Origin of the sequence: Pelagibacterium sp. 26DY04, from assembly GCF_031202305.1 — a bacterium.
Classification (GTDB): Bacteria; Pseudomonadota; Alphaproteobacteria; order Rhizobiales; family Devosiaceae; genus Pelagibacterium.
Map to the genome: position 1 here is coordinate 2,214,456 of NZ_CP101731.1, position 26,153 is coordinate 2,240,608.

At 61.8% G+C, this 26,153-nt stretch carries 25 protein-coding genes; 11 read left to right on the forward strand and 14 right to left on the reverse strand.

The annotated features are described in order from the left end of the window. Nucleotides 1-5: 5 nt before the first annotated feature. A complete protein-coding gene (locus NO932_RS10860; protein ID WP_309207375.1) occupies nucleotides 6-236 on the forward strand; it encodes a hypothetical protein in 231 nt (76 codons plus the stop codon). Next, nucleotides 233-2,965: a sensor histidine kinase gene (locus NO932_RS10865; RefSeq protein ID WP_309207376.1), complete on the forward strand. Its 2,733-nt coding sequence runs from the start codon at nucleotides 233-235 to the stop codon at nucleotides 2,963-2,965. The genes NO932_RS10860 and NO932_RS10865 overlap by 4 nt, the downstream gene beginning before the upstream one ends. A 2-nt stretch (nucleotides 2,966-2,967) precedes the next feature. Here NO932_RS10865 and panC read toward each other — a convergent pair whose 3' ends face one another. The 3 genes from panC to NO932_RS10880 all read right to left on the reverse strand — a co-directional run bounded on the left by panC (nucleotide 2,968) and on the right by NO932_RS10880 (nucleotide 5,237). Then, on the reverse strand, nucleotides 2,968-3,828 hold the full coding sequence (gene panC / locus NO932_RS10870) for a pantoate--beta-alanine ligase (protein ID WP_309207377.1): 861 nt from the start codon (nucleotides 3,826-3,828) through the stop codon (nucleotides 2,968-2,970). Then, entirely contained in the window at nucleotides 3,828-4,667 is an 840-nt protein-coding gene (gene panB / locus NO932_RS10875; RefSeq protein WP_309207378.1) for a 3-methyl-2-oxobutanoate hydroxymethyltransferase, read from the reverse strand. The genes panC and panB overlap by 1 nt, the downstream gene beginning before the upstream one ends. A gap of 120 nt (nucleotides 4,668-4,787) precedes the next feature. Continuing rightward, nucleotides 4,788-5,237, reverse strand: coding sequence for a helix-turn-helix domain-containing protein (locus NO932_RS10880; protein ID WP_309207379.1), 450 nt, complete (start codon nucleotides 5,235-5,237; stop codon nucleotides 4,788-4,790). A gap of 65 nt (nucleotides 5,238-5,302) precedes the next feature. Between NO932_RS10880 and NO932_RS10885 the strand changes: the two genes are divergently transcribed. Then, nucleotides 5,303-7,438, forward strand: coding sequence for a heavy metal translocating P-type ATPase (locus NO932_RS10885; protein WP_309207380.1), 2,136 nt, complete (start codon nucleotides 5,303-5,305; stop codon nucleotides 7,436-7,438). Here NO932_RS10885 and NO932_RS10890 read toward each other — a convergent pair. From NO932_RS10890 to pcaD, 5 genes are read right to left on the reverse strand one after another with little or no spacing between them, the layout of a single operon-like run. After that, complete coding sequence (locus NO932_RS10890) at nucleotides 7,435-8,496, reverse strand: 3-carboxy-cis,cis-muconate cycloisomerase (protein WP_309207382.1); 1,062 nt, start codon at nucleotides 8,494-8,496, stop codon at nucleotides 7,435-7,437. The genes NO932_RS10885 and NO932_RS10890 overlap by 4 nt on opposite strands. Continuing rightward, the gene (gene pcaG, locus NO932_RS10895; RefSeq protein WP_309207383.1) at nucleotides 8,496-9,104 is read right to left on the reverse strand and encodes a protocatechuate 3,4-dioxygenase subunit alpha; all 609 of its coding nucleotides are present in this window, start codon (nucleotides 9,102-9,104) and stop codon (nucleotides 8,496-8,498) included. The genes NO932_RS10890 and pcaG overlap by 1 nt, the downstream gene beginning before the upstream one ends. Beyond that, nucleotides 9,104-9,856, reverse strand: coding sequence for a protocatechuate 3,4-dioxygenase subunit beta (gene pcaH, locus NO932_RS10900; RefSeq protein ID WP_309160949.1), 753 nt, complete (start codon nucleotides 9,854-9,856; stop codon nucleotides 9,104-9,106). Before pcaH ends, pcaG begins: the two co-directional genes overlap by 1 nt. Then, on the reverse strand, nucleotides 9,849-10,256 hold the full coding sequence (gene pcaC, locus NO932_RS10905; RefSeq protein WP_309160947.1) for a 4-carboxymuconolactone decarboxylase: 408 nt from the start codon (nucleotides 10,254-10,256) through the stop codon (nucleotides 9,849-9,851). Before pcaC ends, pcaH begins: the two co-directional genes overlap by 8 nt. Then, nucleotides 10,243-11,061, reverse strand: coding sequence for a 3-oxoadipate enol-lactonase (gene pcaD, locus NO932_RS10910; protein ID WP_309207384.1), 819 nt, complete (start codon nucleotides 11,059-11,061; stop codon nucleotides 10,243-10,245). Before pcaD ends, pcaC begins: the two co-directional genes overlap by 14 nt. Before the next feature lie 95 nt (nucleotides 11,062-11,156). Between pcaD and pcaQ the strand changes: the two genes are divergently transcribed. Continuing rightward, a complete protein-coding gene (gene pcaQ, locus NO932_RS10915) occupies nucleotides 11,157-12,071 on the forward strand; it encodes a pca operon transcription factor PcaQ (protein WP_309207385.1) in 915 nt (304 codons plus the stop codon). Here the strand turns inward: pcaQ and NO932_RS10920 are convergent. Beyond that, nucleotides 12,049-12,933 carry a helix-turn-helix domain-containing protein gene (locus NO932_RS10920; RefSeq protein ID WP_309207387.1) on the reverse strand — a complete coding sequence of 295 codons (885 nt, stop codon included), beginning with the start codon at nucleotides 12,931-12,933 and terminating at the stop codon, nucleotides 12,049-12,051. The genes pcaQ and NO932_RS10920 overlap by 23 nt on opposite strands. Before the next feature lie 110 nt (nucleotides 12,934-13,043). On the opposite strand from NO932_RS10920, the gene pobA reads away from it, so the two are divergent. The 5 genes from pobA (at nucleotide 13,044) to ctaD (ending at nucleotide 18,776) form a co-directional block, all read left to right on the forward strand. Further along, a complete protein-coding gene (gene pobA / locus NO932_RS10925; protein ID WP_309207388.1) occupies nucleotides 13,044-14,213 on the forward strand; it encodes a 4-hydroxybenzoate 3-monooxygenase in 1,170 nt (389 codons plus the stop codon). 114 nt (nucleotides 14,214-14,327) lie between these two features. Then, on the forward strand, nucleotides 14,328-15,077 hold the full coding sequence (locus NO932_RS10930; RefSeq protein WP_309207389.1) for a cytochrome c oxidase assembly protein: 750 nt from the start codon (nucleotides 14,328-14,330) through the stop codon (nucleotides 15,075-15,077). After that, a complete protein-coding gene (locus tag NO932_RS10935; RefSeq protein ID WP_309207390.1) occupies nucleotides 15,074-15,577 on the forward strand; it encodes a CopD family protein in 504 nt (167 codons plus the stop codon). The genes NO932_RS10930 and NO932_RS10935 overlap by 4 nt, the downstream gene beginning before the upstream one ends. Next, nucleotides 15,574-16,251, forward strand: a complete 678-nt coding sequence (gene coxB, locus NO932_RS10940) for a cytochrome c oxidase subunit II (protein ID WP_309207391.1) — start codon at nucleotides 15,574-15,576, stop codon at nucleotides 16,249-16,251. The genes NO932_RS10935 and coxB overlap by 4 nt, the downstream gene beginning before the upstream one ends. Further along, nucleotides 16,248-18,776 carry a cytochrome c oxidase subunit I gene (gene ctaD / locus NO932_RS10945; RefSeq protein WP_309207392.1) on the forward strand — a complete coding sequence of 843 codons (2,529 nt, stop codon included), beginning with the start codon at nucleotides 16,248-16,250 and terminating at the stop codon, nucleotides 18,774-18,776. The genes coxB and ctaD overlap by 4 nt, the downstream gene beginning before the upstream one ends. Nucleotides 18,777-19,129: 353 nt before the next feature. On the opposite strand, the gene NO932_RS10950 is transcribed toward ctaD, so the two are convergent. The 4 genes from NO932_RS10950 to NO932_RS10965 form a co-directional block, all read right to left on the reverse strand. Then, nucleotides 19,130-19,585 carry a DUF2231 domain-containing protein gene (locus NO932_RS10950; RefSeq protein WP_309211029.1) on the reverse strand — a complete coding sequence of 152 codons (456 nt, stop codon included), beginning with the start codon at nucleotides 19,583-19,585 and terminating at the stop codon, nucleotides 19,130-19,132. Between the two features lie 106 nt (nucleotides 19,586-19,691). Then, nucleotides 19,692-21,104, reverse strand: coding sequence for a PAS domain S-box protein (locus NO932_RS10955; RefSeq protein WP_309207393.1), 1,413 nt, complete (start codon nucleotides 21,102-21,104; stop codon nucleotides 19,692-19,694). 13 nt (nucleotides 21,105-21,117) lie between these two features. Next, on the reverse strand, nucleotides 21,118-21,621 hold the full coding sequence (locus tag NO932_RS10960) for a response regulator (protein ID WP_309207395.1): 504 nt from the start codon (nucleotides 21,619-21,621) through the stop codon (nucleotides 21,118-21,120). After that, nucleotides 21,618-22,019, reverse strand: coding sequence for a response regulator (locus tag NO932_RS10965; RefSeq protein WP_309207396.1), 402 nt, complete (start codon nucleotides 22,017-22,019; stop codon nucleotides 21,618-21,620). The genes NO932_RS10960 and NO932_RS10965 overlap by 4 nt, the downstream gene beginning before the upstream one ends. A 241-nt stretch (nucleotides 22,020-22,260) precedes the next feature. Between NO932_RS10965 and NO932_RS10970 the strand changes: the two genes are divergently transcribed. After that, on the forward strand, nucleotides 22,261-22,881 hold the full coding sequence (locus NO932_RS10970) for an NAD(P)H-dependent oxidoreductase (RefSeq protein ID WP_309207397.1): 621 nt from the start codon (nucleotides 22,261-22,263) through the stop codon (nucleotides 22,879-22,881). An 18-nt stretch (nucleotides 22,882-22,899) separates the two neighbouring features. After that, nucleotides 22,900-23,637, forward strand: a complete 738-nt coding sequence (locus NO932_RS10975; RefSeq protein ID WP_309207398.1) for a Crp/Fnr family transcriptional regulator — start codon at nucleotides 22,900-22,902, stop codon at nucleotides 23,635-23,637. Between the two features lie 37 nt (nucleotides 23,638-23,674). Here the strand turns inward: NO932_RS10975 and ligD are convergent, their stop codons facing one another. Continuing rightward, a complete protein-coding gene (ligD, locus tag NO932_RS10980; protein WP_309207399.1) occupies nucleotides 23,675-26,152 on the reverse strand; it encodes a DNA ligase D in 2,478 nt (825 codons plus the stop codon). Nucleotide 26,153 lies beyond the last annotated feature (1 nt).

The following is a 26,153-nucleotide window of genomic DNA, read 5'->3' on the forward strand; positions in this document are numbered from 1 at the left end:
CACCGATGCGGCGCAAGATCATAGGCGCTTCGCTCTTTTTCACCCTGTTCGGGGCGCTGGCCAATCTGCCGCCATTGATCCTGCTGTTCCGGTTCGATGCGCTGGTAGCCGGCATTCCGATCGAAAGCGTGTTTCTCTTCGGCCTTTGGCTGTGCCTTATCGGCGGAGCCGCCTGGTTTGCAGCCGTGTTGCCGCCTGACGAGCCCCCCGCGCCGCCTGGTGAGGGCCGGCCATGACGCTCACGGCCGATCTGGTGATCGCCACTGCCGTGGCCTATGTGGGGCTGCTGTTCGTCATCGCCTATTTGGGAGACCGGCATACTCGCACCACAACCGGCGGGTTTCTGCGTTCGCCCTTCGTCTATACCCTCTCGATCTCGGTTTATTGCACGAGTTGGACCTTCTATGGCGCCGTAGGCACCGCCGCGCGCAACGGGCTTGAGTATCTCACCATCTACCTTGGTCCGACGATCGTTTTCGTCGGCTGGTGGTTCATCCTGCGACGCCTCGTGCGCATCAGCCATGACCAGCGGATCACATCGATCGCCGACCTGCTCTCCTCCCGTTTCGGCAAATCGAGTACCCTGGGCGTGCTCATTACCGTCCTCGCCGTCATCGCCATTGCCCCCTATCTCGCCTTGCAACTCAAGGCGATAACCTCGTCGATCGAGGCAATCGCGGGCTCTTCGGAGTTCGGACGGGGAAGCCTGGAAGGCTGGGACGAAGTCGGCCTGGCGTTCGGCGTCGCCGCCTGCATGGCATTGTTCACCATCCTGTTCGGCACACGCAATGTCGATGCCAAGGAACAGCATCATGGGGTCGTCGCTGCCATCGCCTTTGAAGCCATCGTCAAGCTTACGGCACTCCTCGCTGTCGGATTTTTCGTCGTCTATATCGGCGGCGGCATGGAGGCGATTTTCACCAATGCCACGGCAGCCGGGCTGGACATCCACGCCAACAACACCTTCGGCGACCGCTGGACGGCGATGCTCGTGCTCGCCGGCGCCGCCGTGATCTGCCTGCCGCGCCAGTTTCAGGTGACCGTCGTCGAAAACTCGGACGAAAAACATCTGCGGTGGGCCAGTTGGGCCTTTCCGGCCTACATGCTTGCGATGAGCCTTTTTACTCTGCCCATCGCACTTTTCGGGCTAAGTTCGCTGCCGGCAGGCTCCAACCCGGATATGTTCGTGCTCACCCTGCCATTGGCGCAGGGGCAGGATGCATTGGCGCTATTCGCCTTTGTCGGTGGTTTCTCATCGGCGACCTCGATGATCATCCTCGAATCCATCGCGCTTTCGATCATGGTGTCGAACCATATCGTGGTGCCGATCATGCTGCGGCTAACGGCGGGGGACGGAATAGGCGACGGCCAGGGGGTGCGGCGCCTGATCCTCAACGCCAGACGCCTCTCGATCATGCTCATCCTGTTTCTGGGGTTCGGTTATTTCTCCCTGACCCGCGGGTCGGATGCACTGGCGCCGATCGGACTGATCTCATTTACCGGCGTGGCGCAATTCCTGCCTGCCATTCTCGCCAGCCTCTTCTGGCGCGATGCTTCAACAAGGGCCGCCATAGCCGGGATATGCATAGGTTTTGTGGTCTGGCTTTGGGCGAGCTTTATGCCCTCATTCGCGACCTCATCGAGCCTTGTGGCCGACATCATGGTGAATGGCCCTTGGGGCATCTCGTGGCTGCGTCCGCAAGGCCTTTTCGGGTTGGACGGGCTCGATCCACTTGCCCATGCGGTTTTCTGGAGCCTGTTTCTCAATACGTCAGTCCTCGTTGTCGGCTCGCTGGTCACCAGCCAATCGGCGCTCGAGCACGTCCAGGCCACGCTGTTTCTCAACGTCTTCCGCCGCGCGAGTGCGGAAACCAACCCCATCCGGGGGACCGCCACCGCCGACGACCTGTTTCTCGTCGCGCGACGGGTACTCGGTCACGAACGGGCCGTCGCGCTGTTTTCCGAAGAAGCCAAACAGGCGCGCATGCCCTGGACGACGCTGGAGCCCAGCCCGGCTTTTATTCGACGCCTGGAGCGCGAAATGGCCGGTTCGATCGGCGCCGCCTCGGCGCACGTCATGCTTTCCAAAGTGGTTTCCGGCGATGCGATTTCACTCGAAGAGGTCATGCAGATGGCCGACGAGACCCAGCAGGCCATCGAGTATTCCCAGGAGCTGGAACGCACATCGACGCAATTGCGGGCCACCGCGGAAAAGCTCGAACAGGCCAATCGGCAGCTGCGGAAGGTGGATGTTCAGAAAGACGAATTTCTGAGCCAGGTGAGTCATGAAGTCCGCACCCCCATGACCGCTATCCGGGCGTTTTCGGAAATCCTGCTGAGCGAGAAAGATCTCGATGACGAGGCGCGGCAGAAATTCGTTTCGACCATCCACAAGGAAAGCCTGCGCCTGACCTCGCTCCTCGACGAGATTCTGGATCTCTCGGCGCTGGAACGGGGCGAACGTGCTTGGGAGAACCGTCCCATCGACGCCGAGGAATCGCTCGATCAGGCACTACGGGTTTGCGATGCACTGGCGCGGCAATCCAATACCAGGTTGAAGATCGGCTCGCGCGCCTCTGCCGCCCTTGTCCGGGCCGATCCCGACCGACTGAGCCAGGTGCTCATCAATCTCATTTCCAATGCCATCAAATATAACGGGGCCATCGATCCGATGGTTGAGGTGCGTTCGCGCTTCAAGGGCAAGAACTACATGATCGAGGTCGAGGACAATGGCCTTGGCATTGCCGAAGAAGAACGCCCGCGCATCTTCGACAAATTCTATCGCGGCCGTCTGGGTGAAGCCGGCCCGTACGCCGGCGCAGGCCTTGGGCTACCTATCAGTCGCGAAATCATCTCCCGCATGGACGGCACGCTGGAGCTGGTGTCAGAGGCAGACGAAGGTGCATGTTTCCGCATAACGCTGCCGGTGATCACTCGGAGTGATATCGAAAGAGCAGCGCAATAGCCCTACCCGTGGCTCGGCGGCAGCACAGGGAGATTGTCTATCAGCCGCACGCTATCCAGCCATGCCGCCACGAGCAGCCGTGCCGGCCGTTTGGCCCGCGAAACCGGCTCGAGGGTTTCCGCATCGCGCAGTTCGAGATATTCGACCTCGGAGTATCCTGCCCGTTTAATGGCAGCCTTGGCTCGGGCGATCGCGGCATCGGCGTCTTCTCCGCGCTCGATAGCCATGCCGGCCGTGGCTAGAGCCTCCGCCAGTGCGGGAGCCTTCCGCCGCCCTTCGGCACTCAGGCGCACATTGCGCGAAGACAAGGCCAGTCCATCGGCCTCCCTGACCGTTGGGACGCCAACGACCTCCACGGGAATATCGAGATCGCGCACCAGCCTTCGGATGACGCTCAGCTGCTGATAATCCTTTTCACCAAACAGGGCGACATCGACTTGCGTCTGGAGCAGCAGCTTGGTGACGACGGTCGCCACGCCATCGAAATGGCCGGGACGGTGCGCGCCGCAAAGCCCTTCGCTCAGGCCCGCAACCGACACGGTGGTCGAGAAACCTTCCGGATACATCTCTTCGACACCGGGCGCGAACAGCAGATCCACATTTTCCGAAGCAAGCTTAGCCCGATCCGCCTCCTCATCGCGCGGATATTTGGCGAGATCGTCGGCATTGTTGAATTGCCGCGGATTGACGAACAAGGTGACGATGACACGCGTCGCCCTGCCCCGCGCCGCCCGGACCAACGAAAGATGGCCTTCATGCAGGGCACCCATGGTGGGCACGACAGCGACTTTCTCACCGGCCGCGTGCCACTGAGACACAGTGGCCCGCAAATCGGTGACGGTTCGGCAGATCGGGAGATTCATCAGGCGCCCTTGACGCTGGTGGGCGTGTCGCCGAACACATGTTCGGCAGCGGGAAAGCGCCGGGCGCAAACCTCTTCGGCATAGGCCGCCACGGCCTTGTCGGCCTCTGTGCCCAGTTCGGCATAACGCTTGACGAATTTCGGCTTGAAATCAGCGAACATGCCCAGCATGTCGTCGACCACCAGAATTTGCCCGTCGCATGCGACCGAAGCACCGATGCCTATGGTGGGAATGTCGATATCGGCGGTGATGCGACGTGCCAGAATATCGGGCACCTTCTCGATCACGACGGCAAACGCCCCTGCCTCGGCCACTGCCTGGGCGTCACGCAGAACAGCTTGGCTTTCGGCCCCGCGGCCCTGCACCTTATAGCCGCCGAATGTATGAACCGATTGCGGGGTGAGCCCGATATGGGCGACAACCGGAATGGCACGCTGAGTCAGGAAGCGGATCGTGGGCGCCATCTGCGCTCCGCCTTCAAGCTTTACGGCGCCACAGCCCGTCTCCCGCATCAGGGTGGCGGCGTTGCGAAAGGCCTGTTCGGGGCTTTCCTCATAAGTGCCGAACGGCATGTCGACCACCATCAGCGCCGATTTCAGCCCACGCCGCACCGCCTTGCCGTGCATGATCATCATGTCGAGCGTAACGCCGAGCGTGTCGGGCAAGCCATGAAGCACCATGCCGACGCTGTCGCCCACGAGCACCAGATCGCAATGCCGGTCGACCAGTTGGGCGATCGGCGTCGTATAGGCAGTGAGGCAAACGATCGGCGCGCCGCCCTTGCGTGCCATCAGCGCCGGAGGCGTAACAGGGGGCGCAGGTGCCTTGCCATAGGTCATCAGTCCTCTCCCGCATGCTGCCGATACAAATATCGGCGGTCATATTCGATATGTGGCCGCTCCTTAGCCGATCTCAAGGCAGGCTCAAACCCCGACCTTGGGCGGGGGCATCGCGGCCGGCTACGCAAACGTCGAAAGCGGCTTGTCGTGGTCGTGATATTTGCACTCGCCATGATCGGCGAGGATTTCGATAACGCGGCAATCCTCGACCTTGCCGTGCACGCAGCCTTCCACCATCCGCTCAAGCTCGGATTTGAGCGCCATGAGGCTGCGAATACGGCGATCCACCTCGACCAGATGCTCGCGCGCCAAAGCGTCGGCCTCTGCACAGGATTGCTTGGGATGATCCTGCAGCGCCAGGAGCCTGCGGATCGCATCGACGTCAAAGCCGAGTTCGCGCGCATGGCGAATGAAGGTCAGCCGGTCGACATCGGTGCGGTCATAAAGCCGTCGATTGCCCTCGCTCCGATCCGGCGTGGGCAACAAGCCGATCTGCTCGTAATACCGCACCGTGGGAACTTTGACACCGCTGGCACGCGCTGCCTGGCCGATTGGCACTCCAGCCTGCATTTTTCCTCTTGCTCCTCTAGTCGCTAGAGAAAGTAGATAGGTGGTCATCGCAGTCGGAGCAAGAGATGACACAAGATCTGACCACCACCCGCCTCCTTGTCCGGGGCATGGATTGCGCCAGTTGCGCCTCCAAGATCGAGGCGGCTGCGCGAAAGACCAGCGGCATTGTCGACGCCGCCGTATCGGTGACAGGTGGCACCGTAACCCTCAAGCATGTGGCGGCCGCCGATCTCGTCCAGTTCCAACGGCGCGCCGAGGGAATGGGTTATCGCGTGACGCCCGATACGATGTCGCCCTCGCAAAAGCCGACCTCCCATAACGACCTGCCCGACAGTCAACCCTGGTGGCAAACCGGCAAGGCCAAGCTGACGCTTGCCTGCGTCATCGCGCTTGCCTTCGCCTTTGCGGCGGAACAATTTATCCCGGCCCTTCATCCATGGGTGTTCATTGCAGCAGTGCTCGTCGGCCTTATTCCCATTGCCGACCGTGCTTTCGCCGCGGCGCGTTTGGGGCTGCCTTTTTCCATCGAAACCCTCATGACCGTTGCTGCAGTCGGGGCTATCGTCATCGGCGCCAGCGCCGAGGCCGCTGTCGTCGTCGTCCTGTTTCTCGTCGGAGAACTTCTGGAAGGCCTTGCCGCTGGACGGGCCCGAGCATCGATCCGCGCTCTTGCCGATCTGGTGCCGCGCACAGCATTGCGCGAGCACAACGGGCATACCCGCGAAATCCCAGCAGATGAGTTGGCAATCGGCGATATCGTCATCGTTCGGCCCGGAGATCGCATTCCGGCTGACGGCGAAATCGTCTCCGGTGAAAGCGCCGTCGACGAGGCGCCGGTCACTGGCGAATCCGTACCAAAAGCAAAGGCGGTCGGAGACAATGTCTTTGCAGGCACCATCAATCACGACGCGGTGCTGCGGTTATCGGTGACGGCGACCGCTGCCGACAATACCATCGCCCGCGTGATCCATCTGGTCGAGGAAGCCCAGGAGGCCAAGGCGCCGACCGAACGGTTTATCGACAGCTTTTCGAAGTTCTATACGCCCGCCATCATGCTGGTTGCATTGCTGGTGGCCCTCGTCCCGCCCCTGGCTTTTGGAGCCTCGTGGGAGGAGTGGATCTATAAAGCGCTGGCGCTGCTGCTGATCGGATGCCCATGCGCGCTGGTGATATCGACTCCGGCGGCCATCGCTGCGGCCCTATCGGCGGGCGCGCGCAACGGACTGCTGGTCAAGGGCGGTGGCGTGCTGGAGACGCTGGGCAAAGTCGACCGCGTCGGTTTCGACAAGACCGGCACCCTGACCCAGGGCAAGCCGGTAGTGACCGACATCGTGGCGGTGAACGGCGACGAAGAGGGTGTCCTGCGCTCGGCAGCGGCATTGGAAGCGGGCTCGAGCCATCCGCTGGCGTTAGCAATCATCGAACGGGCCAAAGCCGTAAATCTTGTCGGCTTGCCGGCCACCGACACCAAAACGATAGGCGGCAAGGGCGTTAGCGGCAAAATCGGGAACAGGACCGTATTCTTGGGCTCCCCGCGCGCGGCCGAAGAACAAGCGGATCTTCCAGATTCGCTACAGTCCCGCATTTCCGCCCTCAACGAAGAAGGCAAAACCGTCTCCGTGCTCGTGGTCGAAGGAACGGCCGCCGGACTCATCGCCATGCGCGACGCACCGCGCGAAACCGCTGCCGCCGGCGTTGCGGCATTGAAAGCGCTCGGCGTCACGCCTGCCATGCTCACCGGCGACAATCGGCGGACCGCAGAAGCCGTGGCGGCCGATCTCGGCATCGCCGCGCATGCTGAACTTCTACCGGCCGACAAGCAGGCGATCGTCAAGACGTGGCAAAGCCAAGGCCATATCGTTGCGAAGGTGGGCGATGGTATCAATGACGCTCCGGCCCTGGCCGCTGCCGATGTGGGCATCGCCATGGGAGAAGGCACCGACATTGCGCTGGAAACGGCCGACGCCGCCATCCTCAACAGCCGCGTCGAAGGTGTGGCCGGAATGATCGGGCTTTCGCGTTCTGCCATAGCCAATATCAAGCAGAACATAACGATCGCGCTTGGTCTCAAGGCCGTCTTCCTGGTGACGACCCTGCTCGGGATCACCGGCCTATGGCCAGCGATTCTGGCCGATACCGGCGCGACCGTTCTGGTGACGGCCAATGCCATGCGGCTGCTTGCATGGCGGATGGACGATTAATCCTTGCCGATCGACTCCACGGAAGAAAGCAAACGGGTGGCGAGCAGAAGCGCGCTGCCCGTCGCCATGATCATCTGTGGCAGCACCAGCCATTCCAGCGTCCACGCTGCGCCCGAACGCTCCTGTTCATGAACCAGCGACTGCGCGATCGTTCCGCTGGATCCGGCCGTATAGCGGGCCAGAGCGACGAGCACTTCAGCGGTCACAGGATTGGATTTGTGCGGCATGGCGGACGACCCACCGCCTCCCGAGAGCTTGATTTCTCCATTGGCGCTTTGGGCGAGCAGCGCGATATCCTGCCCGATCTTGCCCAGACTTCCGCAAACGAGGCTCATCCAGGCGGCGAATTCAACTATCGAGTCCCGCTGATTGTGCCAGGATTTGTCAGTCGTTCCCAGTCCAAGCCTATCAGCGAGGGTGACGACCACGCGCGGCCCCTCTTCTCCAAGCTTTTCGAGCGTACCCACCGCTCCGCCATACTGCAGAACGAGGAGACGCGATTTGATCTCTTCGAGCCGCGCCCGATGGCGGGCAAGCGGCACCTTCCAATCGGCAATTCGATCGGCAACCGATATTTCCAAAGCATCCTGCATACGGGTGCGGCCCATGAGCCCCCGCTTGCCAAAGCGTCCGCTAAGGGCTTCGAGCGCTCCTTCAATGGCTGCGATGCGGGCTGAAAGAATTGCGCAGATCGATTTGAGCCGCAGGACCAGGCTCGTGTCCATGACGTCCTGACTTGTGGCGCCGAAATGCAGAGCTTGGGCGGCTTCTTCATCCAGCGCCGCGCGCATCTGCTTAACGAGTTCGGGAACGACCACGCCATCGCGCCCCAGACCAGCGCGCAAGCGGTCCATATCGACCTCGAGATCGGTCGCCAAATGACCTATGGCTTCGGCGGCCTCGGCGGAAATGAGCCCGCATTCCGCCTGGGCCGAAGCCAGCGCCGCCTCGAACTGTACCATGGCTGCAACGTCAGCTTCTGCCGAAAGAAAGCCGGCCAGTTCGGGATCACCGAACAGGCCGGAGAGAATGGGATGGTCGAAGGGGGAAAGACTCATCAGGCGTCCAGGAAGACGGTTTCGTTTTCTCCCTGAAGGTAGATGTCGAAAGTGACAGTGTCACCGTCCCGCCTACCGATCATCGTATTTTCACGCCCGATCATCCGCGCCTTGGCAAGCACTGGGTCTTTGCCATTGGCTTCATGTTCGTCTGAAAAGTACATCCGCGTCATCAGCCCGATATTGATGCCGCGCGCCACGATCCAGAACGTGATATGGGGCGCCATGAACCCACCGCCTGGCGCCGGTACCGGCCCGGGCTTGATGGTCTCGAAGGAAAACTCGCCATTGCCGCCCGCCGCCTGTCGGCCCCATCCGACGAAATTGGGATCGACGCCTGTCCGATGCTCGGCGGGACTGTTATAGATGCCATTGGCATCGGCCTGCCAGATTTCGACCACGCAATCGAAAACCGGATTACCGCCCCCATCGATCACCCGCCCCTTGACGGTGATCCGCTCTCCTTTGACGTCGGAGACGACGCTTTTTCCCAGATCCTCCGCGATCACACCGTTGATGTCGTAGAGATTCGGGGTCATCCCGATATGGACGTAGGGTCCGGCGGTCTGTGACGGTGTTTCCTTGAGATAGTCGAACGGCCTGACCATCAATTCCCCTCCGGGCGGTTTTCAAAGAAGGTCGAACGGCGGCCACGCAGCACGATATCGAAACGGTAGGCGCGCAGGTCCATGGGGATGGTATTGTTCATGTCCAGCCGTGCGACCAACCGTTCGATCGCGGCCTTGTCGGGAACGGTGTTGACGATCGGGCAAAGCGGGATCAGCGGATCCCCCTCGAAATACATCTGGCTGATGAGACGCTGGGCAAACCCGCTGCCGAACAGCGAAAAGTGGATATGAGCCGGGCGCCAGTCATTGATCCCGTTGGGCCAGGGGTACGGCCCCGGTTTGATGGTCCGGAACCAATAATAGCCGTCTTCGTCGGTGAGCGTCCGTCCAAAGCCGCCAAAATTGGGGTCCAGCGGCGCGCGATAGCCCTCGCGCTTGTGACGATAACGACCGCCAGCATTGGCCTGCCAGAATTCGACGAGCGCGTTCGGCACCGGCTTGGCGTTCTGATCCAGCACGTGGCCGTGAACCACGATCCGCTGCCCGATCGCTTCCTCGCCGGGCTTGGCATAGTTGACGATGAGATCGTTATCGAGTTCGCCCAGCATGTTGTGCCCAAAGGCCGGGCCGGTCTTTTCCGAGAGCGTCGAAGAAAAGCTGATCAGCGCCTGTTTGGGCGCGCGGAGGGTGCTCGATTTGTAGCCGGGCGTAAACGCAGGCGGATGCTGGCTGAAATCGCGCTCCATGAAGGCGGCAGCTTCCGCCCGACTGTTGGACAGTCGTTCAGTCATTGTCATCACCCTTCCCGATCCTGTCCAGCGCCTGCCGCGCCAGCTTCATGGCATGATTGGCGTGCGGAACGCCGGCATAGATCGCCACATGCAGCAGGATTTCGCGGATATCCTCTTCGGTCGCGCCGGTTCGCGCCGTCGCCTCGATATGCATGACCATTTCCTCGTAGTGCCCGAGGGCGGCGAGCAACGCAATGGTCACGATTGACCGCTGCCGCTTGTCCCAATTGGGCCGTGACCAGACATGCCCCCATGCCGCCTCGGTGATAAGTTCCTGAAACGGCCGCTCGAAATCGGTCATCGTGGCCTGTTTTTTGTCCACGTAAGCCTCACCCAGCACGCTCTTGCGCGTGGCGAGCCCCTGCGCATGCCGCGCCGACGGCCCTTCATGATGCGACATCGCGCATTCTCCCCTGTTCGACCCGTCCGACCAGCGCGGCAATCGCCGCCGCCACCTGCGCGGGTGCTTCGATGCAGGGCAAGTGCCCCGCACCTTCAATGATTTCAAATTGGCTCGCCTGGATCTGTCGGGCGAAATCGGCGACCAGATCCGGCGGCGTCGCGCCATCCTCGGCGCCCACGAGAACCGACACGGGAACAGCGATACTTGCGGTATCGGCCCGGCGGTCGAAGCCCGCGATTGCCGCACAAGTCGCCAAGTAGCCGGCAACCGGCTGCCGCTCGAACATCGCCCTCGCGATTTGATATTCTGGCTTGCCGGAATTGCGGAAACCGGCGCTGAACCAGCGCTCCATGATGCCATCGGTCACCGATTCTATCCCATTGCGGGCGATCGCATCGATACGATTGTTCCAGAAATCCGCATCGCCGATGCGCGCAGCAGTATCGCACAGCACCAAACCGGCCACGAGCTCGGGCCGGTCGAAATAGACCTGTTGAGCAATCTGCCCGCCGATCGAAAGACCGCAAATAACAGCTTCGGTAATACCCAACGCAGCCAAAAGGCTCACAAGATCGTCGGCATGATCTGCGATCCTGTAGGGCGTGCTTCCGATGCTCGAAAGCCCGTGACCGCGCTTGTCGTAGAGCAGAATACCAAGATCGCCGTCGAGAGCGGCGACGACGTCATCCCAGATCCTGAAATCGGTGCCGAGCGAATTGATGAAAACCACCGTCTGCGCGCCCGCAGCAGCCCGGCGCAGGCGATAGTGCACGACGATGTCGCCAAGCTGGACGCAATCCATCGGAAATCCTCCACGCAGCGAATGTGGAGCAGGTGAATGGTTTTGTAAAATGAAACTCAAGCGCTTATAGATAACCTATAGCTCATAGGTTGATCTTGATCGAAACCCGCATCCGCTTCCGTCACCTGCACACCTTTATCGAGGTGGCGCGCCATAATTCCGTCGGCCGCGCCGCGCGAGTGATGGGCGTGACCCAGCCGGCGGTCACCAAGACCATCCGCGAACTTGAAGACATTCTGGGCAAGGAGCTCCTCGAAAAGGAGGGGCGCGGCGTGCGCATCACCCGTTATGGCGAGGTTTTTCTGCGCCACGCCGGCGCTTCGGTCGCCGCTGTCCAGAACGGGATCGACAGTTTAAGCCGGGTCAATGCCGGCCCACCCGTTCGTATCGGCGCCCTCCCCACCGTATCGGCGCGCATCATGCCGCTGGCCATGCAGCGGTTCCTTTCCGAACGCACCGACAGCCCGGTCAGGATCGTCACGGGCGAGAACCAGGTCCTGCTCGAGCAATTGCGCACCGGAACGCTCGATTTGGTCATCGGCAGGCTCGCTGCACCTGAACAGATGAGCGGCCTGAGGTTCGAATATCTCTATTCGGAGCAGGTCCGCTTCATCGTCCGCAACGGCCACCCGCTGCTCACCGATATCCATTTCGATTTCGGTCGGCTTCGAGATTATACCATCCTCATGCCACCGGTGGGCTCGGTGATCCGGCCATATGTGGACCGCTATCTCCTCGCGCACGGCATGGCCGAACTGCCCCACGCGATCGAAACCGTTTCCGATTCCTTCGGCCACGCCTTTGTCGAGGAAACGAACGCCGTCTGGGTGATTTCCGAGGGCGTCGTCACCCGCGATGTAGCCGCCGGGCGCCTGCAGCCTCTGCCGGTCGATACCAGCGAAACCCGCGGCGCAGTGGGACTTACCACGCGCGAGGACGCGCCGGCCAATGCTTCGCTCGATATTCTGGTCCGCATCGTGCGCGATGTTACCCGATCGCGTGCAGACTGATGGAATCGCGCAATGCCTGCGGCCCCTGCCCCACGCGTTGGGAAAAGAAGCGGCTGAAATAGGCGGGATCAGGATATCCCAACACGATGCCGATCTCCTTGATGCTCAGACCGGAAAACTGAAGGTAGCGTCGAGCTTCGAGCAGCACCCGCCGCTCGATCACCGCAAGCGCCGATAGTCCCAGCACCTGCCGACAAATGCGGTTGAGATGGGTTGGCGTGATCCCCAGTTTGCCGGAATAAAACCCGACCCGGCGCGTATCCCGGAAATGCTGATCCACCAGCGACAGGAACTGGTGCGCATGTCGCTCGGCGGCATCACGGTGATCGCCCGCCTGCTGCGCCGCCGCCAGATCGAGCCGGTGCGCGGCCACAAGCAGCAATGAGAGCCGCGCGCGGAGTGCCGCCACCTGCCCTGGCGCACCGCGATCGGCCTCGGCCACCAAACGCTTCACCGCCTGCTCGAGCTCCGGCGCGTCGACGATCGCTTCGATCGGCTTGAGAATACGGGGACGCAACAGGCTATCGGCGGCCGGACCGATTTCGCCCAGGGCGGTTTTGACATCCTGGGCAAAGAAGGTGAGCACGAACCCGTCGACATCGGTGGAAAAGACAAAGCTGTGGACGGTGAGCGGCGGCACGATGATCAGTGCCGGCGGGGCAACCTCGAAGGTTTCACCGTCGAGCATCACCGTGGCATGCCCGCTTCTCAAATAGAGAATCTGGTGCAGCAGATCGTGCCGATGCGCCGAGATGCGGAAGCCGTGCAGGCGCGAGCGCGAGGTGATCGTTTCCCAATGCAGCCAGCTCTCGCCGCTGCTTTCGTTCTCGCCATAAAGGGCGTAGGTCGGTATGGCGTTCATGTTGCTATAGTCCAACTCTTTGTTGCGCCTGTCCATTGGCAAGTTTGGGCGTGATGCCCATCCTCCCAGCAAAATTTGGCGGCCACACCGCCATTACCGGGAGGATCGTCATGCGCACTCAGGTTGCGATCATCGGGGCTGGCCCTGCCGGCCTCACGCTCGGCCGGCTACTCGAAAGAGCCGGTATCGATGCGATAATCATCGAACAGCGCAGTGCCGATTACGTACTCGGCCGCATTCGCGCCGGCGTCCTCGAGCAAAGTTCCGTCGACCTTCTGCGTGATCTCGGAGTCAATGCCCGGATGGATGCAGAGGGCATTCCTCACGACGGCGTGGAGCTTTCGTTCGACGGCGACATGCTGCGCATCAATTTCCACGAACTCGTGGGCCGTCGCGTCATGGTCTATGGGCAGACTGAAGTAACTCGCGATCTGATGGAAGCGCGCGCAGCGTCGGGAGCCCGATCGATCTATGAGGCGAGCGACGTCGCCATTCACGATTTCGATGGCAAGCGTCCTCGTGTCAGCTTCAAGAAAGACGGCCAGAACCATGAAATCGAATGCGATTTCGTGGCCGGGTGTGACGGCTTCCACGGCGTTTCGCGGGCCAGTGTTCCGGCCGATGCGATTTCGATCTTCGAGCGTGTCTACCCTTTCGGGTGGCTCGGTATTCTGGTCGACCAACCGCCCGTCGCCGAGGAACTGATCTACGCCCACCATGCTCGCGGCTTTGCGTTGTGCTCGATGCGGTCCCATACGCGTTCGCGCTACTACATCCAGGTGGATTCGAGCGAAAAGGTCGAGAATTGGTCGGACGATCGGTTCTGGGACGAATTGCGCAACCGGATCAATCCCGAGATCGCCGAGAGGCTCCAGACCGGCGCCTCGATCGAGAAATCCATCGCCCCGCTGCGCAGCTTCGTTGCCGAGCCGGTACGCTTTGGCCGGCTGTTTCTGACCGGCGATGCCGCTCATATCGTGCCCCCGACCGGAGCCAAGGGTCTCAATATGGCCATTCACGACGTGAGCGTTCTGGCCAGCGCTCTGGAGGAGTTTTACGCCGAGCAATCCAAGGCCGGAATCGATGCTTACTCGCCAACCGTTCTGGAGAACACCTGGCGCACCGAGCGGTTCTCCTGGTGGATGACGCAATTGCTCCACACCTTTCCCGACAGCGGGGATTTCGGCCGACGTATCCAACGCGCCGATTTCGACTATCTCCGCGCGTCCCGCATCGCTCGCCAATCGCTCGCCGAAAATTACACCGGTTTTCGCGTTTAGCGGTTCGTTTCAAGGGCCTAGCAGGTCCTTCTAGCCGGTTGGGAACGAAATCGGCACAAGCGGCATTGGAACCTCGGAGGCGCATGAAGCGCCTGATTTCGGGGGCGTGCCTGCATGAACTTAAGCGATCCCTATTGTGGTCCGGCGCCGCTTCCCGCGGACCTTTGGTCCCGGTGGGTGTTCGATCCGGTTGCGGCGCTTTTGATAGCGGTCCTGTTCTGCGGCTGGCTGCTGATCGGGCGACGGGATAGGGTCGGCCATCTAGCGCTCGCCAGCGCACTTGGCCTGATCGCCATTGCATTCTTTTCTCCCCTCTGCGCCCTTACGACCGCGCTTTTTTCGGCGCGTGTGGTCCATCACGTTATCCTCATCAGTGTCATCGCGCCGCTTTTGGCCATCGCACTCCCATGGCGGGACGGACCATTGCTCCCGCTGGCTCCGCTCACCATTCTCGGCGCCCTCGTTGTCTGGATCTGGCATGCGCCGAGCGCCTATGAATGGGCGATTTACGGCACCCTTCCCTATTGGCTTATGCAGGTCACCCTGCTTGGCTCCTCCTGGTTCCTATGGCGCGAGGTGCTTTCACCATTGGCCCGCGCCGGCGGCGCGCTGATCGCACTGACTGCATTTGTGGGCCAGATGGGACTGCTTGGCGCTCTGCTCGTTTTCAGCCCATTCCCTGTCTATACGCCCCATCTGAGCACCACGGCGCCTTACGGCCTGTCCGCGCTTGCCGACCAGCAGCTTGCCGGACTGCTAATGTGGGTGCCGGCCATGCTCCCTTACCTGGCTGTCGGGCTCTGGCTGGTATTGCGGCTTGCCAACGGCCTGCCGAACACGCGCAGGTCGGGTTTGGCTCGATGATCACGGTTTTCAAGTTCGTCCACATCGCTACGATCTCGATCTGGGCCGCGGGATTGATCTGCCTGCCGTTCTTGTTCGCGCAGCGCAAGGACGTCGGGCACGAGGCGGCGCTTCATCGTCTGCACGCCATGGTGCGGTTTCTCTACGTCGTCATCCTGTCGCCAACCGCGTTTGTGGCAATCGGCAGCGGGACCGTGCTTGTCTTTCTGCGCTCGACATTCGAACCGTGGTTTGGCCTCAAGCTCTTTTTTGTGGGCATCATGGTGCTGATCCACCTCCTTTCGGGCCTGCTGGTGCTCTCCCTGTTCGACGAATCCGCACGCTATTCACGCCTGCGCTACATCGCGTTCACGGGGGGGACGCTTGCGGTGGTTTCGGCGATTCTCGCCGTGGTGCTCGCCAAGCCCGAATTCGATATGAACCGGCTCACCCCCGACTGGCTGGCGCCGGGGCAGCTTTCCGAAATCGCGGGCGGCATCCTGGGGTGGGACTTGCAATGAAGCGACGCCTGCTTGCCGCTCTCGGGCTTAGTCCGCTGGTATCCGGGTGCACTGGATCGTTGTCGGCGCTCGATCCGGCCGGACCTGCGGCGGATGCCGTTGCGACGCTCTGGTGGGTGATGTTCTGGGCATCGATCGGCCTCTTCGTGCTCGTTTCGGGCCTGCTCGCCGCCGTCTGGTGGCGGCCCGGGTTTGGGAAATCCCTTTCCCCCACGCGCTGGATCGTTCTCGGTGGCCTTGTCATGCCCGGCGTTCTGCTCACCCTCCTCGTGGGATACGCCCTGTTTACCGGCGAGCGGCTGCTGCCTGTGGCACTGGCCGATCAGCCGACCCGGGTTGCGGCACATGGCGTGCGCTGGCAATGGCAGTTCACCTATCCCGATGCGCCCGACAGCACCGCCACGCCCGTTCTGCACATCCCGGCAGGCGAACCTGTCGACGTTCTCGTGACCAGCGGCGACGTCGTTCATTCCTTCTGGGTGCCGCGTCTCGCAGGCAAGATCGATGCTATTCCGGGGCACCAGAACATCATCCGCATCCAGGCGGACCGGCCGGGCACCTACCATGGCGTGTGCGCCGAATTCTGTGGCGGCGGGCATACGGACATGCGCTTTATCGTCCAAGCGCATGCTCCCGAGGATTATCGTGCCGTTCTGAGCGGGGGCGGCCAATGACGGAATTTCCGCCGCCTTCCGAGCGCCTTTCTCCCATCCGCCTGCACAAGGCCCTGGAGCGTGCGTGGGGAACCGGTCGGGGCTGGCACCGGCTGGCCGCCGTCAATCACACGACGATGGGCAAGCGCTTCATGCTCGCCGCTTTCGTGTTCTTCGCCATCGGTGGCGTGCTGGCCATGCTGATCCGCACCCAGCTTGCCACACCCAATTCTGCGTTCGTGGGACCGGATATCTACAACCAGCTTTTTTCCATGCACGGCACGGTGATGATGTTCCTGTTCGCCATACCGATGCTGGAGGGCTTGGCGATCTACCTTCTGCCCAAGATGCTCGGAGCGCGGGACATGGCTTTCCCGCGCCTCTCGGCCTACGGGTTCTGGTGCTATATTTTCGGCGGCACGATCGTCGTTGCATCCATGCTGTTTGGCGTTGCGCCCGACAGCGGCTGGTTCATGTATACCCCGCTATCGTCCCAGCCCTATTCGCCGGGAATCAACTCCGACATCTGGCTTTTGGGGATCACTTTCGTCGAAATCTCGGCCTTGTCGGCCGCTGTCGAAATCACCGTCTCGATTCTGAAACTTCGGGCGCCGGGCATGTCGCTCGATCGCATGCCGCTTTTTGCCTGGTACATGCTGATCACGGCGCTGATGATGGTATTCGGTTTCCCGCCGCTGATCCTGGGTTCGATCCTCCTCGAACTGGAGCGCGCCTTCGGACTGCCATTCTTCGACCCCACGCGCGGCGGTGATCCGCTGCTCTGGCAGCACCTGTTCTGGCTGTTCGGGCACCCCGAAGTCTATATCATCTTCCTGCCCGCCGCCGGAGCGCTCTCGACCATCATCCCGGTTTTCGCCCAGCGGCCGATCGTGGGCTATCACATCATCATTGCCGCCATTACCGCCCTCGCCTTTCTGTCATTCGGGCTATGGGTGCACCACATGTTCACAGTGGGCATTCCGCACCTGGCGCTGGCGTTCTTTTCAGCGGCGAGCGCGCTTGTGGCCATTCCCACCGCCGTACAGATCTTTGCCTGGCTGGCCACGCTCGCCCATGGAAAACCGCGCTTCGACATTCCCATGCTTTATGTGGCGGGTTTTTTCCTCATCTTCGTGATCGGCGGGTTGACCGGGGTGATGCTGGCGATGGTGCCTTTCGACCAGCAGGCCCATGACAGCTATTTCGTGGTCGCCCACCTTCACTATGTTCTGGTTGGAGGGTTCGTCTTTCCCATGCTGGCAGCAGTCTATTTCTGGCTGCCGCACATCACCGGGCGCGAGTCGGTGCACCGCATTTCGGTGCCGGCATTTTGGCTAATTTTCGTAGGGTTTAACCTGACATTCTTTATGATGCACCTTACCGGGCTCATGGGAATGCCGCGCCGGGTCTATACCTATCCCTCGAACTTCGGCTGGGATTGGCTGAACCTGCTTTCGAGCGTCGGCGGATTTATTCTTACCATGGGGTTCGCGCTGTTTGCCGTCGACATGGTGCTGCAATTCCGCTTCGGGCGGCGCTTCAGCCGCAATGGCTGGAAGGCGCGGACGCTCGATTGGGCGATGCCCACGCGACCGGCCTCTTATGGCTTTGCCTCACTTCCGAGCGTCGATCGACGCGCCGATGACATAGATCCCGATCCGCTGGCGGCTGAACTGGCGGCGGGCAAAGGCTATCTCGGCTTCGTGCGCGACAATCGCATGGAAACCCTCGCGGTGGACATGACCACCGGTCGGCTCGAGCATCTGGTCATGCTCCCCAAACCGACCTTCCTGCCGCTGATCTCGGCGGCTCTGACCGGAATGGCCGTACTGGCCATGCTGTTCAAGGTCTATATCCTCGCCATTCTTTTTGCGGCCGCGACGGTGGGGAGCTTCCTGTTCTGGTCCGCAGCTATGGGATCAAGAACCGATAGTGGCCTGGTGCCGGTGGGACGCGGCGAATCCGCACCCCTGGATATCGAGGTCGAGCGCCCGTCACAGTGGTGGGCGATGGTCTTCGCGCTTGCGGCAAACGGCACTCTCTTCGTTTCGCTCCTCTTTGGCACACTCTATCTCTGGCTCGTCGCTCCCGGTTGGCCACCTGCCGAGATCGTTGCTCCCGATCTGTGGCTTTGGCTCACCGCTCCCGCACTCATTTCTGCAAGTATAGCGTGGCGTTTCGGGAGCGGGATAAGTCAGCGAGGCGGCAATTTCATCCCGGCGGCCATTCTCGCCCTTGTCCTGGATGCGGCGGCAATTGCCGTTGTTTTTCTAAAACTTACCGGCATTTCAGATCCCACTCAACACGCCCATCTGGCAACCAGTGCCGCCCTGCTCGGCTATGCCGCATTGCATGCGGCGGCAGGATTGGTGTTCTCGATCAACGCCTTGATGAAGAACGCTCAAGGCCATGTCTCCGCCCGGCGCGGACTGGCTTTGCGCCTGGCTTCGCTGTGGCACGACTATACGGCAGTGACCGGAGTTGCGGTGGTTGCGATGATCGCGCTGATGCCGGGGTTGATCGGTGCGCTGGCGGGGGTGAGATGAGCACGAAATCGCCCGTACCGCCATCGCGTATGTTATTGATTCCGCTCGGCTTCATCATCTGGAGCGTTGCATTTGTCACGCTTTATGCGACCAACGCGATCGGGTGTGAATTCGGGTGGCCCGAGGGGGTCCAGCGCGGGCTGCTGGTCGCAATTTCCCTAGGTTTTCTAGGGGGTTCGGCCCTAGCTGGGTGGCTGGTGTTCGCGCATTGGAGGGCCAGGGCGCGGCTTGAGCAAGCCCCTGCTCCGACCCTGTCCATATTGGGCATATACGGCTTGGGATCAGCTTTTGTGGCTATGATCGGCCTGGCTATCCCGAGTTTGACGACATCGTTGTGCATCTGACCCCAAAAATCACGCGTTGGGGTCCACCATGATACCGATGCCGTGGTCGAAAACGAGCTTGCCGCCATGCCACCCTGCAAGGCCGGTAAAGATGCCCGCGAGCAGCGAGAGCGCCAATCCGAATGGCAGGACGGCGTCAGGATCGGCGAGGCGCACGCCCCAATTGGTGCCGGCGATGGCCAATAGCGCCATGGCGGCGATGGCGTGGGTCCAACTGCCGACCCGGCCGCGGATGCCGGGGACCAGGACCAGTTCCGCAGTGCCGGCGATGCCGGCGGCAACGCCGAACCAGAAAGCAAAGCCCGCCGACCAGACGCCGGCCCGCACCCAAAAGGGATCGGCTGTCCACCAGTAGAAGATGTCAGTGCCCAGCGTGGCGAACACCAGCGCGATGGGGAAATGCACCATCATGGCGTGGACGGGATGGCCGGCGACCGCGACCGCCGATTGGGCGTCGCGCTCCATGACCTCGGCAATCACCGGACTGACTGAGGAAGTTGACTTGTCTTCGGCCACACCAGCGCCCCTCTTTGTACGTGAACGTCAATGCCGGGGGTGCGCGTGAAGTTCCCTATTGGTCCTGCGGATCGAGCGGGAGGGTCAGGACGCAGTGCAGCGATGTGGGTTCGAGCACGAAACGGGTCGATGCGCCCAACTGATAGGGAATTGCTTCTTCGATCAATTGTCGGCCGAAGCCGCGTATTCGGGCGGGATCGGGAAAACGGGGGGAGAATTTCTCACGCCACTCGATGACGAGCATGGCGTCATCGCCACCGTCGCGCCGGAACCACTCGATATCCACCCTGCCCTGGGGGTCGGCCAGCCCGCCGTGGCGGACGGTGTTGGTGCTGAGCTCATGGATGACGAGCGTCAGGGTCTGCAGGGTGCCGTCGCCGACAAGGATACGCGGGCCCGTGAGCTTTACCCGCTCCCAGTCCTCGGTGACTGCCCCCAGTTCCATCCGCACCAGCGATTCCACGGTCACCGCGTCGCCCTCGGCGCGTGAGAGCAGGCCCTGCACGCGGGAGAGCGCGCCCAGTCGACTATCGAAAGCGCGCACGAAATCGGGGAGAGAATCCACCATGGAGGCGGTTTGCGAAGCGATGGAGCGGACTACGGCCAGAAGGTTCCGGGTGCGATGCTGCAACTCTCCGACCAGGATGCCCTGTCGTTCCTGCATTACGCGCATATCGTGGATATCGGCAGCCGATCCTACCCATTCCTGCGGACCTCCGGCGCCGGCGCGGATGGGGACGGCCCGGGTCTGATGCCAGCGATACATGCCGTCGCGCTCACGACGGATCCTGTGTTCGCCGTAGTAATTTTCCCCGTCCTCTCCCGCCTCCTCCCATTTCTTGAGCGCCAGATGCCGATCGTCAGGATGGATGGCATCGAGCCAGCCATAGCCTTCCGATTGCTCGTTGGACATGCCCGTATAGGCAGCCCATTGGGGAGAAGCCCATGTCCGCTTGCCTTCCGTGGTGGAACGGAAGACCAGATGGGGGACGGTCGTTGCCAGCAGGCGAAAGCGCTCCTCGCTTTCCATGAGAGCGATTTCGTGCTGACGGCGCAGGGTCATATCCTGGCCGATTTTGAGGAAACCTTTTGGAGACCCCTCCGTGTCCTTGAGCGGCCATACGCTGCCCTCGATATAGACGCGCGAGCCCGACCGATGCTGATGCCAACGCACGTCGGGCGCATAGCCACGGCTCAAGGCGGTCTGGAGTTCCTGCCAATGAGCGCCACTCTCCCGATCTTCGGGGACGAACAGCAGCGCGCCGGACTTGCCCAATATATCCTCGGAATTCCAGCCGAAGACATTGGCGGCTCCAGGAGGCCAACTGTCGATATTGCCGTCGCGGTCGGTGGTGAAAATGGCATAATCGCGAGCGTTCTCGACGATCAGACGAAACCGCTCTTCTCCGTCAGACACGTCCGCCACCCGCATCGCCGTGCTTTCGTCGTTGCGGTCCTGGCCCATCATGTCCTCCTGGAGGTCAGGCGTTGCCGTGCATGACCTCAAAAAGCAGGCGTGCCCAACGATCCTGCACTGTTTCGGAAGACCGCACAACGCTTGGCCGTATAACCGGTTCTACCGGCTGTCTCAGGTTGGAGGGGGCTTGCGGGCGGAACGCCGCCACCTTGCGCCGCAGATGCGCCAGATCGAGCGGCTTGTGCAGCGTATCGACCGAGCGGTAGCGCGCATCGATCCGATCGTCCTGATAGGCGGTGGCAAAGACGATGGGGACGCCGCGAGCCGTCAGCACGTCGACCAGCTCGTAGACTTCTTCGCCGAACAGTTTGATGTCGAGAATGGCGCCGTCGAGGCGTCGTTTGCCGATGATGAGGTTCGCATAATGAACCGTGGGCGCCGGCCCAAGCACGTGAACGCCGTGGCTTTTGAGGTCGTTGCAGACCTCGCGCGCCAGCACATAGTCGTCCTCGACGACCAGCACGCATTTGCCGGCTATATCGGATGCAGTGTCTTCATTCGGATTCATGCAACCCCCGAACTGTCTCGTGCGGCCAGATAGCCGGCGAGAACTTCTCCAAGGACCACCGGGTCGGTGGGCTTCTCAAACCGCCTTACGTGGGAGAGCGCGGGTGGAATGGCCCAGTGGTCGTAACCCGTGGCGAAGACGAACGGAATGCTTCGCTCCGCCAGACGCTCGGCGACCGGAAAGACCGGACGGCCGCGGACGTTAATGTCGAGGACCGCCGCATCAGGCAGGAAATCCCGCCCCTTGAGCGCTTCCAAAGCGTCTTCGACGCGGGAAAACGGCCCAATGATCCGCGCGCCCAATTCCTCGAGCGCCACTTCGATATTGATCGCGATCAGATATTCGTCTTCGACAATCATGATGGCTTTCCCCGACAGTGCTGGGTTGGCCGATGCCATGTGTGCCCTCCGCTGGGTTTTGCCGTAAGCGGCATCACTCGCAAGAACCACCAGCGCGACGGTTCGTTGCACGCCGCAGGCATATTAAGCGCATCGGCGGCCCGGTCCAGTTGGAACGCGCCTCGCCCTCTCCCGTTGATTGCGGAGGGACCAACCCGGTCTATCCAGGCTGCCGTGTCTTTCCCTCGCAAACCTTAACGCAGGTTAAGGCCATCAATCCCGGAATCAATAAGAAAAGCTCATGCCAAAATCACTCTCCGCTCTTGCTTTGAACGGCACTCTTAAAACCTCGGCCAAAGGCGAGACCTCCTCGACCGACAGGATGATCACGCTGCTTCTCGACACGCTGAAGGCCGAAGGCATAGAGGGCGAGACGATCCGGCTGGCCGATCATTCGATTCTGCCCGGCGTCACGTCCGATGAAGGGGCCGGCGACGACTGGCCCGATATCCGCCGCCGCATAATGGATGCCGATATCCTCATCGCCGGCTCGCCGGTCTGGCTGGGCCAGCCGTCGAGCGTCATCAAGCGGGCCCTCGAACGCATGGACGCGTTCCTTTCCGAAACGGACGATCGGGGCCACATGCCAAGCTATGGCAAGGTGGCGATGGTTGCGACCGTGGGCAACGAAGATGGGGCGCATCACGTTTCGGCCGAGCTGTTCCAGGCGCTCAACGACGTGGGCTTCACACTTGCGCCCAATGCGGTTTCCTATTGGGTGGGAGAGGCCATGAGCTCGACCGATTTCAAGGATCTTGCCAGCGTGCCCGAGGTTGTAACGAACGCTGCGACCATGGCCGCGCGGACGGCCGCGCATCTGGCAAGGCTATTGGCCGACCAGCCTTACCCCAGTGTCAAATAGATCAAGGAGTAGACGGATTTGACCGACCTGCTCGTTGCCCGGCTTGAAAGCCATCTTCCTCTCGATCAGGCCGAACGCGCCGGCCTGCTGGCCCTGCCCGCACAACTTCGGCATGTGTCGGGGCGCGGTTCTCCCCTGGCGGGAAAACTGGCCGAACAGCATGTCCACGTTCTCGAGGACGGTTTTGCCTGCCGATATCGCGACCTTTCCGATGGCCGGCGCCAAATCCTCTCCCTGCTGGTTCCCGGCGACCTTATCGATCTGCGCCAATTCGTGCTCGGGGGGAGCCAACCGCCGCTGATCGCCCTTTCCCCGCTTTCGGTGCGAGCCATTCCCAACGGCAATTTGTTCAAGCTGCTGGAAGGCTCGCCCCGCATCACCCGCGCGCTCTGGAGCACTACATTGGTCGAGGAATCCATATCGCGCGAATGGCTGGTGAGCGTGGGCAAGCGTTCGGCCATCGAGCGGGTGGCCCATCTTCTGTGCGAAATCTATCTGCGGCTTGCCGCCGTGGGCCGCAATGACGGCGCCCGCTTTCCATTGCCTTTGACCCAGAGCGAATTGGCCGATGTGCTGGGCCTTTCGACGGTGCACGTCAACCGCACGCTACAGGAGTTGCGCAAATCCAGGCTGATCGCGTTCCAGTCCGGAACCGTCGAGATCTTCAATTTCGACGCGTTGGCCGATTTGGCGCTGTTCGCGCCCGGCTACCTGCATCTGCGCGATACGCATAAGCCCAGGCCGGCTGCCGCTTAGGCTTATCGAAACTCAACGGTTTTGCGGGCGCTGAGGGTCAGTCCTTCAATTTCGGGAGGGACTGCCTGATCTTGGCGTAGTCGGGCCAGGGATCGGTCCTGGCCCGCTCGGCGGCGGCTTCGAGCGAGAAGCTGTTGGCCGCCGTCAGCGATGGCACCTCGTCCCAGCCGACCGGAACAGCGACCGGGGCGCCCTGACGGGCACGGCTCGAAAAGGGAGCGATGGCGGTAGAGCCGCGCTCATTGCGCAGATAGTCGATGAAGAGCTTGCCCTTGCGCGCCTTTTTCGAGAGCGTCGCTGTGAACCTGTCGGGCTCGTCGGCGGCCATCTGCCTTGCAAACGCGGCGGTGAACGCCTTGACCGCGGGCCATTCGGCCCGGCGGGTAATGGGCGCTATGACGTGCAGCCCCTTGCCGCCAGTGACCATCGGAAAGGTCTTGAGCCCCAGGTCGGCCAAGCGATCCCGGATATCCATGGCGGCGGATTTGACGTCACCGAAATCGAGACCTTCATCGGGATCGATGTCGAAAACGATGCGGTCCGCCTTTTCGATCAGGTCGCGACGTGAGCCCCAGATGTGAAATTCGAGCACGCCCATCTGCACGCCGGCAAGAAGGCCCTTGAGGCTGTCGAGCGTGAAATAATCGGCCTTTGTGCCGTCCTTTTCGGTGATCGAGACGGTGTCCATGCCCTGCGTGAAGCCGCCGGTATCGTGCTTTTGGAAAAAGCAGTGCTTGGCGCGGCCAGCGGGGCAGCGCACGAGGCTGAGAGGCCGGTCGGAGATGTAGGGCAGCATGGCGTCGACGACGGCGGCATAATAGGCGGCCAGGCGCGCCTTGGTGACGCCCTGCTCGGGATAGAGCACCTTGTCCGGGCTGGAGAGCTTAATGCCGGCCTTTTCGGCGGCGGCGATGCCGTCCTCGTCGGAAAGCGTCATGGTCTTGGCTCCCTTGGCCTCGGCTCCTTTGGCCTTGGCCGGCGTTTCGAGCGCGATGCCCTTGGCCGGCTTGTCCTCGCGCAGGCCCAGAAACGACGGGTGCCGCAGCGCGCCATCCGGCGTCACCTCTGTATAGGCGATTTCCGCCAGAAGGCGCGGATCGACCCAGCGCACGCCGCGGGTCATGGGGCGCGGCACGCCGGTGAGCGGAGCCGTCTTGCGCGCCCCGGCCTCCAGCATTTTCTGCAACTGGGCCCGCATATCGTCGGAAAAGCCGGTGCCGACCCTTCCGCGATAAACGAGCTTGCCGTTCTCCTGGGTGGCCAGGAGCAGCGAGGCGAAGACGCCGCGGCGCTTTTCCGACGGGGTCCAGCCCACGATGATGAATTCCTGGCGCAGCGTGCATTTGACCTTGAGCCAGGATTTGCCACGGCCCGAGCGGTAGGACGCATCGGTCCGCTTGGCGATGATACCCTCATGGCCGGCCTTGCAGATGGCGGTGAACACCTCCTCGCCCTTGCCCGAAATTGTGGGCGAGAGCTGGACGGGATCGTACCGCGTGCGGCTGCCGAGCAAACCTTCGAGTGCTTCCTTGCGCTCGGAAAGCGGCCGGGAACGCAGCGACTTGCCGTCGAGTTCAAGCAGATCGAAGGCAAAATAGACCAGCGGGCCGCCATTGGAGAGATGGGTCTTAAGCGTTGAAAAGCTGGTCTTGCCGTTCTCGTCGAAGGCACACAGCTCGCCATCGATGAGCGCGCTCGACCTCGTTATCCCGGCGAGCGGGGCAACGAGGGAAGCGAACTTGTCGGTCCAGTCCAGCCCGTTGCGGGTGTAGAGCCGTACGCTATCGCGCGAGATCGCCGCAAGGCAGCGATAGCCGTCATATTTCATCTCAAACAGCCAGTCTTTGCCAGCCGGGACGGTATCGACAAGGGTGGCAAGCTGCGGTTCCACGAATTTGGGCAACGGCTTGTCGGTTTTTCGCGGCCGCTTCTTGGGCGCTTTGCCGGTAGCGATAGCGTCCATGGCGCGGCCGGTGGAAACGCTGGTATCGGCGTCGAGTAGCGTGCTGCCGTCCTCGGTCGCGTGCTCGTCAAGCTCCTTGATGAGCAGCCAGTTTTCGCTCTTTTCGCCCGAGCGCGGCTTCATGCGCACCAGAGCCCAACCGCCCTTCATGCGCTCGCCGTCGAGGCGGATCTTGAGCTTGCCGGATTTGAAGCCCTTCTTTGGATCCTCAATCGGCTCCCAGGTGCCGAAATCCCAAAGCATGACGGTGCCGCCGCCATATTGGCCCTTGGGAATGGTGCCCTCGAAGGTGGCGTAGTCGAGCGGGTGATCCTCGGTGCGCACGGCGAGGCGCTTGTCGGCCGGATCGGTGCTGGGGCCGCGCGTGACTGCCCAGCTTTTGAGCACGCCTTCGTATTCGAGACGGAAATCGTAGTGCAGTCGGGTCGCGTCGTGCTTTTGGACCACGAATATGTTGCCGGAAGTCGAGCGATCCCCGCCGGTGGGCTCGCTGGTCCTGGTGAAGTCGCGCTTGGCGCGATATTCCTCGAGCAGGTCGCGGGCGCGCGCCATG